This is a genomic window from Pseudogracilibacillus sp. SO30301A, from assembly GCF_037072025.1.
Classification (GTDB): Bacteria; Bacillota; Bacilli; order Bacillales; family Amphibacillaceae; genus Pseudogracilibacillus.
In genome coordinates this window covers 17,205-28,555 of record NZ_JAXHDD010000050.1, presented here as the reverse complement: position 1 = coordinate 28,555, position 11,351 = coordinate 17,205, and the positions used below count along the sequence as shown (strand labels likewise).

The following is an 11,351-nucleotide window of genomic DNA, read 5'->3' as shown; positions in this document are numbered from 1 at the left end:
CTTCTTTATTAGTTGGAATTTAGTATAGCCCCGTAATGTGTTAAAATAAAACAAAAGAGAATGTGGGGGCTTGTGATGAACATTCGTGATTTTCAGTACCATATTAATAAAACGATTTTAGATAGAGGGTACAACTATTATATTGATGGAAATATTGTAGAGTCGTATAAACAAGGGGATAACGAATATATTTTTCATGTTGAAGGAAGTGATTACTACGAGGTACTTGTTGAAATTGGGGACAATGGCGATATTTTAAGTTCTTATTGTGATTGTCCTTATGATTTTGGACCATTATGTAAACACGAAGCAGCAGCATATTTTAAAGCCTTTGACATGTTACATCACGAAAATGATATTGAACAGGTATCGACCAAGTCTAGTAAGCGAGAAACTGTTCAAGTTATTTTAAACAATCTTTCAAAACAAGAATTGATAAATATTATCGTAAATTTAGCACTAGATGATGCTACGTTAGAAAAGAGTCTTTTGTTTAAATACGGTAATGGTGACGAGCAACAAGAACTAAAAGCATGCCAGGAATTAATCAACACAATTGTTAGAAAGTATACGGGTAGAGAGGGTTTTATCAAGTACCGAGATACGAGCGATTTTGTTAGCGAGTTGGAAGGGGTAATAGAAAAGGCTAGAAACATGGAGAATGTGTTAGTAGCAGTGGATATTGCATTGCTTTTACTTGGGGAGGCAATTAATGCCTTTTCATATGCAGATGATTCTAGTGGTAATATCGGTTCCCTTGCAATGGAATCGTTAGAATTAATAGAAGAAATTGTGTCGAGATGCGATAACATAAATAATCAAAGAGTAGAAGTTTTTGAGAAGCTATTAGCCCAAACAGACAATAAGATTTTCGATGATTGGTCAGATTACAGGACGGATTTATTAAATATCTGTTCTGAATTTGCGAATGATGAAAAACTTAGAGAGCGGTTCATAATTAAAATCGAGTCAATTCTTGATAACAATCCTAACGATTACTATTCGAAGTATGAAAATGAAAGGTTGCTCCAACTATTGTTTAAGATAACTGAAAAATATGGTAATCAAAAAGAAGCGGAGCAGTTCATTCATGAGCATCTACAATTTTCGTCTTTTAGAGAAAAATTGCTAAATCGTTATCTTCATGAGAAAAACTACGAAAAAGTAATCGAATTAGCAAAGGATGGCGAAAAGCAGGATCAAGAGTTACCAGGATTACTCTTAAAATGGAAAAAATACCACTACAAAGCATTGCAGTTTCTTTCACTAAAAGAAGAGCAAAGAATCTTGGCAAAAGAGCTTTTCTTTAATGGTGAGTTTGACTATTATCAAGACCTAAAAGAATTGGCTGCAAATCAAAATGAATTCTATACAAACTTCAAACTAGAATTGAAAAAAAGGGCAGGTTGGCATGCAAAAAGATTATTCCTTAAGTTAATAGAGGAAGAAAATGATCTTGATGAAATATTGGAATTTGTCAGGGATAACCCGATATATATTGAAGATTACGCTGAAAAGTTAGTCAAGCCTTTTAAAGAGGATACCATCGAAATTTATACGAATCATATAAAATCTATTGCAAGTACTTCATCCAATCGAAAAGAATATCAAGGAGTATGTCATAAATTAACAAGATATAAAAAGATTGCCGGGAAGCAAAAGCAAGTAGAATTGATAAATGAGTTTAAGGTTCAATTTAGAAAAAGACCGGCGTTTATTGATGAGTTAGGGAGAATTTAAATACTAAATTCGTTGTACATATTGTATAAGGATTGATAGGGTATAATAGAAAAACAAGTATAGATTTTTTAGTAGGTAAGAAACCAACATGGCTCCGCATTGCGCAGGCACCATCTATAATGAAAATTATTTATTTTCATACAAAAGTATAACTGGCTTTATACCAAAATAGAAAGGTAGAGATAATGGTTAAAATTGGTAGGAATGATAAATGTCATTGCGGAAGTGGAAAAAAATATAAAAAATGTTGTTTGGATAAAGATGCACAATTGAATATTAATCAAGTGGTACATAATCCAGTTACCCGATGGCTTACATATGAAGAAGTAAACGCAATGAGTACGGATGAAATTGTATACAAGTTAGGTGAAGTGGGTATTTCATTTAACCGTGAAGAATTTTTAGAAGATATGAAAAAATTTTATTCTGCGGAAGAAATTTCAGACAACTGGTTCCAACATAATACGGTTACTGTAAAGGGTAGAAACGAAGATTTTCCTTGGATGGCGGCGTGGATACTATGGGAGAGGTTAGCTCCGTCAAATCACTTATCAATGGAACAAATGAGTGACCTATCCGATCGTGGTTTTGGCTATTTAGCTAAAAATGATCCTGTTTCAGCATGTGATGCTTGGTTGAAAGTTTGGGAGGTTATTAAGGACAGAAGCGAATCCGAGTTTCAAACTCTGGATCATCTAGACGAGCACTATGAAGGGAGCTTTTATATACGTGACTTTTGCCAGGACTTAGAAATGGAACTTCATAATGCAGGCTTGAATAATCCTGCTTATTTTGAAAAAAGAATAGTGTATTGCCGTGAGTTTTGCGACATATTTCCTAAAGAAGATGAACAAATCATTCATAATATGCGGCGTGCTATTGCAGCGTCTTATAAGGAATTAGGAGAGCATATGAAAGCGGATTTCGAATTTGAGAAGTTAGTGAAAGATTTTCCTAATAATCCATGGGGCTATATTGGTTGGGGGGGATATGTACTACCTTGGACAAGAGAAGGACTATCATAAAGCCCAGAAACTATACGAAAAAGGTTTAGTAGTTGCGAAGGATAAATATGATTTAGATGTAGTGAAGGAAAGGCTTGAAAATTTAAGGCAAGAACTATAAAGTTGATGTACTTACATAAAAGTGCTTTTGTATTTAGGAAACTTAAAATGATAGGGTGAAACGCATGTTAATCCAATGCACGAAAGCTTTACTTGATAAGATTGGATTGAAGGAAAACGAATTAGCTTCTCCTGAAGGTCATGAGCAATTTCCGAATAGTTTTATGGCATGGCACGCAAATTTTGTCACTATAATAGAAGAAAAGTGATTATTTTAATGAATAATGAAACAAGGTATCCGGTCGTTATTTACCGACCGACTAAGAAGTTTTTTTCTAATATTAGAGCTTTTAATTCTTGAAGCAATTACGGAAGCTGTACGAAGGCGTCCGTAGGGATATCATTGATGCTTATATTGCTAACGCTGGTGAAATTTCTTTCTCTAAAACAGCCAATAGGAGCATGGTGGCAAGGCTGAATAACACCGTGCGGGAAGTGTGTGGGCAGAAGGTCTACGAGAAAGAAAGCTGAGCTCCGAACAAATTAACGAATGGCTAAAGAAAGTTATCAGCGGATATGGGCCATTAAGATATTTGATCTGAGGGGGCTGTTTCCAGTTTCTTACGTCTATGAAAAAATAACTTCTCCTTCGTATACGTATCCGTCAAGAGGTTTTTTTGTTTTTAAAGAATGGAGAGTGCCCCTGTAAATGAGGCATAAGCGAAAAATTGCGTACCAGTTGTTCTTCAAGATGGAGTGCCCTTTTTCCAAATATGTTTCTTTCTAAGGGTTTTTGATCTTGTTCATTTCGAAGTGGGAAGAAAGGGACGTATTTTTTTACGAAATGTGAAGAAAAATTACCTCTTCATGTGACAATGGATGATGGTTACTTTTTGAGAGTAATTTTTTGACCAGCTATTCCACAAGTTAATAGTTAAAATTTTTCATTGTAAAAATATTGCTCCGGTCCCTTTCCTTGATGTTCAATTAAATAAGGTTTTGGTCGTTCTTTTTCTGATCCTGTTTCCGCGATTTGCTCCACCGTTATAGTAAATGTCCTTTCGCTTACATGATCAAATAGGTACAAAAAGCGTTGTCCGACAGATAATCCGACAGATCCAATCAGAACATTGGAAGCAATGGGGGAACTAGAATTATCCAATGGTGCAACAATCGAACTTTTTGACCCTTTGATCCCATCCATAAAAAAAGAATAAAGATAGTCATTATCAAACTGGAATGTATTAATAATGATCTTATGTAAATCTTCCATTGTATGTTGTGCTGTCAAGGCTACTTTGCACCAAGAATATTTGTCATAAGCTACTTTAAATGTATACATTCCAGGAGTGAATATACGTTCTTGTCTCGGTAGCGTTTTTCGTAATACTATTTTTATGAAAAGACTATCGAAGGACTTATAAAAAGGTTGAAAACTTTGATCCTTCCTTTTATTCATTTGTTTTCCAAAAAAGTTTTCAATTCCATCATTTTCCAATCCCGGTATTGGATTCACTTCTCCATTTTCACGACGATAGGGAATATTCCAAATTTGCGGATGTCGATTGTTTAATAAAATCGGGATCATTTGTTTGCCGAAGGTCGTTAATGTAACAGATTTTGCGATGAATTTTTTATTGCTATGATAGCGATCCATAGCTTGATGATCTTTTTCACATACCCAAAAACCGAACCATTCCAAGTAAACAAAGAAATAATCCCAATGAAAAGTAAGCCTAGATATAAGTGAATCATTTAGTTTTAGACAATTATTTGATTTTGTATCTAGTAATTTTGAAAAAACATCTTCAATCACAATATGAACAGGGTTATCTTTTTTATCCAAAATTTTCGCCCAGTTCACATCGATCCAAAATGTTTCTAGTAAAAAGAAGTATTTTTCTGTGTCTGTTAAATTATTATACAAATTCCATCTTTCTGTAACTGTTAACTGCAGCTTAGTTGAATCAAACGATTCCAACTGGATTAGCTGCCCAGCTAGAGCAATATGATAGAAAAAATGAATATATGGATAGTATTCTTGTTGTGTATAGTCTGTCGCTTCTTCAGCCTTTATCGTTAATCGTTCATTGATCGAAGGAAGATGTTTTCTCGAAATATGGCTTTTTGTATTTGTTAGTTGAATAGAATGATGGCATAAATAATCCATAAATTGATCGAAATCACTAACTAGTTCAATAGGAATTGAAATTCTATTTTGCTTCTTAAACCAAATTGTGTCTTGGGGGTTATCGAATGGATTATCATCCATATCTAATATGTGATCGAAAAATGATAACTGCTCCATATCATGCACGATTAAATCCCTCCATTTCTTCATGCAAGAACTTTCATTTGTTATCGCTGCAAAAATAATAGTCTGTCCTTATTGTAAATGGATCCGCGTGAACCTGTCCACCAAAATCGAAGATTTTGGTGGAGCTTCCCTTGACTTAAATACAGCTATACGTCACGCAATTTTAGTATCATTGATACGAAGCGCCTGATGTAAGTTAATTAATGAAGCCAAAGTCTGCTGTGTTCTGGCTAGGAGCTCAGGAACTTTTGTCTGAACTGCTAACCATTTCTTTTCAGAAAAGGATTTAAGAATTTCTCTAATAAAGTACCTTGCACCGATATTATAGGATGCATTTAATCAACGATAAAACCCAAAGCTTCGCGGAAAATATCTAATGTCGCATCAAACGTTTTACTTCCGTGAGTTACAATTTTTGCATCGATTGTTTTCGTTTGCTCCATTGAATAACCCTTCCTTGATTTTTGTCTTTTTACATATTATAGTTAAATTAGTTGAAATAGTCAATAAGGGGTGGGTTAAATGCAATATAATAGAAATAGACACGCTGCTTATAAACTAACTTATCATTTAGTTGTCGTAACAAAATATCGTCATCCTGTTATCAATAACCAAATAAAAAAGCGACTCGAAGAAATCGCCCATGACTTGTTTGCAAGATGGAAATGTGAGATTTTAGAAATTAACAGTGAAGAGGATTATTTCCATATATTATTTGATGCACCACCACAAATTAATCTAGCTAATACAGTTAATAGTTTTAAAACTGTAACCTCTAGATACATTCGAAAGGAGTTCGAAAAATTCCTTAAGGCTTATTATTGGGAACCTTATTTTTGGAGTAGGAGTTATTTAATTTTAACTTCCGAGGGAGCCCCTAGATCCGTAATTAAGGAATACATCAAAAATCAAGACCGTGAAGGTTAACCCCCACTAATTATAGTTGCAATTTGAAAGGGACTGCACCTTCACTTATTGTTCAATTGTCTATAAACGGCTTTAGAATCCTATTTCTGTTACTTTTACTTTATCTGTGTTATGCAATTAAATGCGATACATAATCAGAAGAATGAAAGGTAGTACTTTACCGTAAATAATGAAGACAATTTATTGTTATCGAATTTACAGCTATTTTAACTTAGGTGGAATAAACGGAAGTTTACGGTCCAGTAAAAAAAGATTTTGTAATATACATACGTTGAGTGGCAGTCTAGACGTTCTAGATTTTTAGCAAGTTTAGGGGAAGTCTATTTCTTATTCGTCCGACGATAAAACGCTTCGGATTGGTTAGATTAACTATCTTTATGTTTTCTTGTTCTTCTTTTAACAATGAAATAAATAACTAGAACAACTACTGAAAGTATTAGTATAATTGGAAGGTTTCCAACGAGAAATACGATTATTCCCGACCCGGTTGCAAGGATAAAGTTAATGCTGATGGCAAGCTGCTTCTGCGCTCTTTCCCACGTATTTAAGTCTTTATTCTCTAATTCAGGAATTTTGACGCGATTCTCATACATTGATATTTCAATTGTTGAAAAAGAGGTTTGATTTTCAAGGTAATTCATTTGCCCGACGATAACTTCAATTTCTTCTTGTACTGTTGCTAAATCGTTCGATATTTTTAATAAATCCTCTGTTTTATTTGCATCATTCATGAACTCAAGCAATCTTTCTTCAACCGCTCGTTTGGATTTTAATCTTGATTCTAAATCTATAAATTGTTCGGTTACATCTTCTCCAGTTACATTTCGTTCAAGAACTTCAGCAGCAGTTTCTTCTGTATCCGATAAAAAAGCTTGAAAATCATTCTCTGGAATTCTCACTTTTATATAAGCCGTATAATCATCCTCGTTTTCTTGATATACGTTTGATTCAACGATATATCCGCCGTATTTATTGGCTTTAGCTTCAATGTTTGCCTGAGCTTTATCAATGTCTATCACATTAATATATAATTCGGCTTGGTGAACAATCATTCGATCTGTTTGAGCAAGCTCAATTTTTTCTTCATCTTGACTTTCTGCTTCATTTTCTAATGCTTGGTCTTCCATTTCGATTGTTGCAAAATCGTTTGAACTTTCTGTATCGGCTTCTTCTGTGTCACTATGTGTATACATTTGGCTTTCGCTCTTTGCGTCTTCCATTTCGTAACTAGAATCATCTGAACCAGAGCTACAAGCTGCTAAAAAAAGTATCGTGCTTAAAAATAGTAACAATCTCATCTTCACTTTTCTCATGTAAAAACCTCCATTGGCGATAATAGGTAACTATTATGTAAATTACTACTCAAGATAGCGAAATTCTATTAAAAAAGAGAAGGTACTTTAACTTAAATGTATGCTTGTCCGGCAAAAAACATTTTAGAAAAAGGCCTTCTCGTTCCACCAATTATATCAAGAAACAATGAAATTAGACAGAACGAGTTTAAGTTTGGTTCACTGGCATCTAAAAATGGGAGAGTGAAAAAACTATTTGGTTTAAATTATCGAACGGACGAAAAGCGATATGTGGATGCCCTATAGGAATGTTAGGATATCGTAAACTTGGAAAGAAGTGACTCTTCTATACTTGTTTAGATGGTTTTGCCCACACTAAACACATGATCTCTTGCCAATAGCGCTCCACATGCTCAATCTGTAGATCGGATTGTTTAATTATAGCAAGCATATCACGGTTGCAGTGGCACCCAGATATTTTTTTGAATAGCGGATTCATTATCTTTTGCGTAGTAGAAAGAAGTCTTTTAGAGCTAAGCCCATGTTCCATAAGTAATATCGTGCCATTAGGTTTACACCATTCAGTCAACTTATTTAAAGTAACAACCGGTTCCGGATAGCTACAAAGGGTTAGGGTAGAAACGATACAATCAAATGAATTTTCTTCAAATCACAATTGATCGATGTCGTTATGTATAAAATTTGCTTTTACTTGTAGATTGGAAGCTAATTGCTTAGCACTTTTAATCATCTATTGACTAAAATCAACACCTGTTATGTGCACTTTTTCTCTGTTATAAAATGGGAAGTTGGCACCAACCCCAATCCCAACCTCGAGAACATTTCCATAAGCGCTTTTTAATAATTTTCGTCTCCAATTACTAAGTGTTGCTTGGTCTCTATTTTTTTCATACATTTTTACCTGTTTATCATATTTTCTAATTAATTTTTCCTTTTTCATTTTTCTCCCTCCAATCAATCGGTGAATCCGTAGCAAGTTGTTTTTTAAGTGCATTTTATGTAGAGTGAAAAATTTTGTATGTGTTTCAAGATAAAAAATGTCTGTATAACCATCCTAGTGCAGTTCTTAATGTGAATTAAATTATATCAAGAAATGACGGTTAAATATATACTTATTTTACTAACTAACGAGTAATATAATTGGTTCAAAATGAAGTTATTTTTTTTGAAAATAACTCTAGACAAGTTTGTGAAAAATGGTAAAATTTAATAAAGAAGATACATAGGGGAATGTTTCTATGAAACTATGGATGAGAAAGACATTTGTAATTTTAATAGCGATTATGACATTAGGGATGTATGTGCCTCCAGTATCTTTAAATACGGATGCGGCTGAAAGCAAAGATATATCTTCTAATTCAAGTCCTAGTGAAAATAATGAATATGCTAAAGTAGTGGATTTAGAGGAGTCTGAATCTACTTTTGAGAGTTCTTCGTTTGATAGTGATTCCGATATTGATTTTGCAAGTTTGCTAATAACGAAAGCACAAGAGCAAACAATTACGAAACTAGGTCCTAAAATTGCTTCTCAAATAGAAGATGAGTTTACGGTGAGTATCTTGCCTGGCATCGAAGAAGTAATAACGACAATCATTGCCGATGCTGAAGAAGATGCGGTACCGTATTATGCAATTACGGAGCGTCCATCTAGCGGATTTGGGGAAAGAATCTTTCACGTATATGATGAGCGGAATAAAAAGGATGTTGCTAGATTTCATGTGCGCCGTGAAAATCGACCCTTAGAAGGATATTGGTTTAATTTTCACTATCATTTAAGCAAAGATAATTTTGAAGAACATTATGAAATTGGAGATATTTATTGGGATAAAAACACACCACCAAAATGGATGTCTTAAGCCAAGTATCGGGAAAAGATACTTGGCTTTTTTAAAATATGAAAACAAAATCCCTTAACTTATTGCGAAGGATTTTTAGCAGATTAGATAAAACATTCTTATCCTGCATAAGCGCTACTTAGGCATTCGCTATAAGCTTGGTGTGAATGCCAAGTTTTCTTATTGTCTGATCCCGTTAAAGTAGTGAAAAAATTATATAAAACAAGGGTAATGACGAGTGGTTTTCGTCTTCCTTTAAAATCACTAAGTGGACCGAATACAAGTTACCCAGCAGCTAGTCCAAGTAAACAAGTCGTTATGCTCATTTGACCAAAAGATGCTGTCGCCTCTGTAACGATCATCACAAGTATGTAAAAACCTAGGAAAATCCAGCCAAACTGATCTTCGTCAAAAACGTTTGCCCTATTAAGATAAAAAATGCCAATGAAGAGAAAGAAATGCAATAATCCCCTTTACCACTTGTCGGTTATAAGCCTGTCCCATTCCCATCCAAACAAGGTTTAGTACAGCCCCAAATCCCCTACTTTGTCGTCTATTTCTAAAATTGCATTTGATGTGATGGAAGAATTTCAGTGGAGAAAGAAACTATATATTTTAAAAACACCAAAAACAGACGATATCCGAAAGTTCGGCTTAGATAGTTCGACGGATGAAAAAATTATTGAAACTTATTTACGTGAACTAAAAAACGGAAGAGCTAATTTAATGTTTTTATCAAATGATAAAGGTACGAGAATTATCGCACGAAATATTGGTATGGCTGTTGTGGAGTTATAAGAAACATATTAAATGAAGGAGGTTGAGACAAAAGTATTTTCATTAAAGAGGATGTTCAAAAAGTCCGGTAAAAATGACACTACGAATTTCGCACGAATGCTTGTTTCTTCGCTACTCATGTATCTAAATGCATACATTCCGCTGACGGGAACTGCACCGCCTCGAACTTCTTGGTCCTTTTTATCCTCCTTTTTGAACACGCACTTAAAGAAAAATCAGAACTATTGTAAGTGCCTATAACTTACTTCGGAAATATACTTCGCTTTCCGCGGGCGGCTGGTGAGCCTCCTTGTGCTTTGTACTACGAAGTCTCACCTATGCCTTTCCACCTGCGACGCACAGGACGTGCTAGATCGGCGTTGGTCACAGGACCAATGTGTTGTTCGTCTTTAAAGTTGCTTGTATTAGTTATGTGCCAGCTTCTTTTTGATTGGATTTAGGTATGTTTATCGGCTGGAAAAAAAGATTACAAAAAAATGTCACAAACACTTGTTCGTAATGCTTTTTTATAGTACAATAGGAGTAGAACTTCATCAAGATGATCATCCATTATTATTAAGGGTGTGTTACTATGACGTTAACTACATTGCCAAAATTAATTTCGCAAACTCCACAACGAACATTTCTCATAAGGGAAGAACCTCCGCACTATTTGAAGCAAGACCAATTATTTACAAAACTAATTAAGGTGTTTTTTGCAGAATTTTTAGAAGTGTTTTTTCCTGATATCCATAACCAAATTAATTTTGAGCATGTTACGTTTTTGCCGGAAAAAATGTTCACTGAAACTAATGATTGTAGCAAGCGTGTAGTATCTCTTTTTGCCAATGTAAAATGGAAAAAAAACGATACGCTGGTAGTTGTCTGCGTTGGGCCAACAAGTTATTATCCGCTTGACTTTCAATTTAGAATGTTTAACAATTTGCATAAAATTGATAAACTTAGTTTCTCTATTACAATTTATAACTATGAGTCGTATTTGGGTAGAAATAAATGTAATATACCGATTTCGGATTTAGAAGTACTATATTTTAATTATTTCTCTCTATATTTACGAAAACAAAACTGGCGTAAGTTAATAAAAACAGATAATCCAGTAGCTGCTGCTTTTCTCAGTAAAATGAAATATGCCGAAAATGAAAAGGTTAAAGTTAAGCTATCATTTTTTAAGATACTAGCGAGACTTAAATTAGATATGGAGAAAAATGTTTTATTGTTTAGGTTTTTCGAAACTAATTTAAAACTATCTAACATAGAAAAGGCGATTTTTGTAGAAGAGATTAACAAACTTGAAAATGCTAAGGAGATTTTAGAAATCATATTTTATATGAAGAAAGAGGAAGGACAATAAGGTCAT

The 11,351-nt window shown here is 34.1% G+C and carries 10 protein-coding genes and 2 pseudogenes; 8 read left to right on the top strand and 4 right to left on the bottom strand.

The window, feature by feature from the left end:
• The first annotated feature begins 75 nt into the window (after positions 1–75).
• From SPD89_RS17785 to SPD89_RS23205, 4 genes and pseudogenes are all read left to right on the top strand, one after another.
• Positions 76–1,740 carry an SWIM zinc finger family protein gene (locus SPD89_RS17785; protein WP_336263292.1) on the top strand — a complete coding sequence of 555 codons (1,665 nt, stop codon included), beginning with the start codon at positions 76–78 and terminating at the stop codon, positions 1,738–1,740.
• 185 nt (positions 1,741–1,925) lie between these two features.
• Positions 1,926–2,765 carry a YecA family protein gene (locus SPD89_RS17780; RefSeq protein WP_336263291.1) on the top strand — a complete coding sequence of 280 codons (840 nt, stop codon included), beginning with the start codon at positions 1,926–1,928 and terminating at the stop codon, positions 2,763–2,765.
• 164 nt (positions 2,766–2,929) lie between these two features.
• Positions 2,930–3,165 (top strand): annotated as a pseudogene (locus tag SPD89_RS23210) (DUF6933 domain-containing protein).
• Positions 3,162–3,335 carry a DUF6933 domain-containing protein gene (locus SPD89_RS23205; protein ID WP_442961195.1) on the top strand — a complete coding sequence of 58 codons (174 nt, stop codon included), beginning with the start codon at positions 3,162–3,164 and terminating at the stop codon, positions 3,333–3,335. Before SPD89_RS23210 ends, SPD89_RS23205 begins: the two are co-directional and overlap by 4 nt.
• 403 nt (positions 3,336–3,738) lie before the next feature.
• Here the strand turns inward: SPD89_RS23205 and SPD89_RS17770 are convergent, their stop codons facing one another.
• Positions 3,739–5,112, bottom strand: coding sequence for an IS1096 element passenger TnpR family protein (locus SPD89_RS17770; protein ID WP_336263293.1), 1,374 nt, complete (start codon positions 5,110–5,112; stop codon positions 3,739–3,741).
• A 531-nt stretch (positions 5,113–5,643) separates the two neighbouring features.
• Here SPD89_RS17770 and tnpA point away from each other — a divergent pair.
• On the top strand, positions 5,644–6,048 hold the full coding sequence (gene tnpA / locus SPD89_RS17765) for an IS200/IS605 family transposase (RefSeq protein WP_336263289.1): 405 nt from the start codon (positions 5,644–5,646) through the stop codon (positions 6,046–6,048).
• 365 nt (positions 6,049–6,413) lie between these two features.
• On the opposite strand, the gene SPD89_RS17760 is transcribed toward tnpA, so the two are convergent.
• The 3 genes and pseudogenes from SPD89_RS17760 to SPD89_RS17750 form a co-directional block, all read right to left on the bottom strand.
• Entirely contained in the window at positions 6,414–7,361 is a 948-nt protein-coding gene (locus tag SPD89_RS17760) for a DUF4349 domain-containing protein (protein WP_336263288.1), read from the bottom strand.
• A gap of 325 nt (positions 7,362–7,686) precedes the next feature.
• Positions 7,687–7,998 (bottom strand): annotated as a pseudogene (locus tag SPD89_RS17755) (class I SAM-dependent methyltransferase); the annotation flags it as partial.
• Between the two features lie 93 nt (positions 7,999–8,091).
• Complete coding sequence (locus tag SPD89_RS17750) at positions 8,092–8,301, bottom strand: hypothetical protein (RefSeq protein WP_336263287.1); 210 nt, start codon at positions 8,299–8,301, stop codon at positions 8,092–8,094.
• A 298-nt stretch (positions 8,302–8,599) separates the two neighbouring features.
• Between SPD89_RS17750 and SPD89_RS17745 the strand changes: the two genes are divergently transcribed.
• The 3 genes from SPD89_RS17745 to SPD89_RS17730 all read left to right on the top strand — a co-directional run bounded on the left by SPD89_RS17745 (position 8,600) and on the right by SPD89_RS17730 (position 11,345).
• Complete coding sequence (locus tag SPD89_RS17745) at positions 8,600–9,217, top strand: YpjP family protein (RefSeq protein ID WP_336263286.1); 618 nt, start codon at positions 8,600–8,602, stop codon at positions 9,215–9,217.
• A 558-nt stretch (positions 9,218–9,775) separates the two neighbouring features.
• Positions 9,776–9,994, top strand: coding sequence for a hypothetical protein (locus tag SPD89_RS17735; protein WP_336263285.1), 219 nt, complete (start codon positions 9,776–9,778; stop codon positions 9,992–9,994).
• 571 nt (positions 9,995–10,565) lie between these two features.
• Positions 10,566–11,345, top strand: coding sequence for a hypothetical protein (locus tag SPD89_RS17730; RefSeq protein WP_336263284.1), 780 nt, complete (start codon positions 10,566–10,568; stop codon positions 11,343–11,345).
• Positions 11,346–11,351: the final 6 nt, after the last annotated feature.

What these genes read in the sequence shown, in the direction of transcription:
- SPD89_RS17785 (WP_336263292.1), top strand. Translation starts at nt 76, where the DNA reads ATGAACATTCGTGATTTTCAGTACCATATTAATAAAACGATTTTAGAT.
- SPD89_RS17780 (WP_336263291.1), top strand. Translation starts at nt 1,926, where the DNA reads ATGGTTAAAATTGGTAGGAATGATAAATGTCATTGCGGAAGTGGAAAA.
- SPD89_RS17770 (WP_336263293.1), bottom strand. Translation starts at nt 5,112, where the DNA reads ATGGAGCAGTTATCATTTTTCGATCACATATTAGATATGGATGATAAT.
- tnpA (WP_336263289.1), top strand. Translation starts at nt 5,644, where the DNA reads ATGCAATATAATAGAAATAGACACGCTGCTTATAAACTAACTTATCAT.
- SPD89_RS17760 (WP_336263288.1), bottom strand. Translation starts at nt 7,361, where the DNA reads ATGAGAAAAGTGAAGATGAGATTGTTACTATTTTTAAGCACGATACTT.
- SPD89_RS17750 (WP_336263287.1), bottom strand. Translation starts at nt 8,301, where the DNA reads ATGAAAAAGGAAAAATTAATTAGAAAATATGATAAACAGGTAAAAATG.
- SPD89_RS17745 (WP_336263286.1), top strand. Translation starts at nt 8,600, where the DNA reads ATGAAACTATGGATGAGAAAGACATTTGTAATTTTAATAGCGATTATG.
- SPD89_RS17735 (WP_336263285.1), top strand. Translation starts at nt 9,776, where the DNA reads ATGGAAGAATTTCAGTGGAGAAAGAAACTATATATTTTAAAAACACCA.
- SPD89_RS17730 (WP_336263284.1), top strand. Translation starts at nt 10,566, where the DNA reads ATGACGTTAACTACATTGCCAAAATTAATTTCGCAAACTCCACAACGA.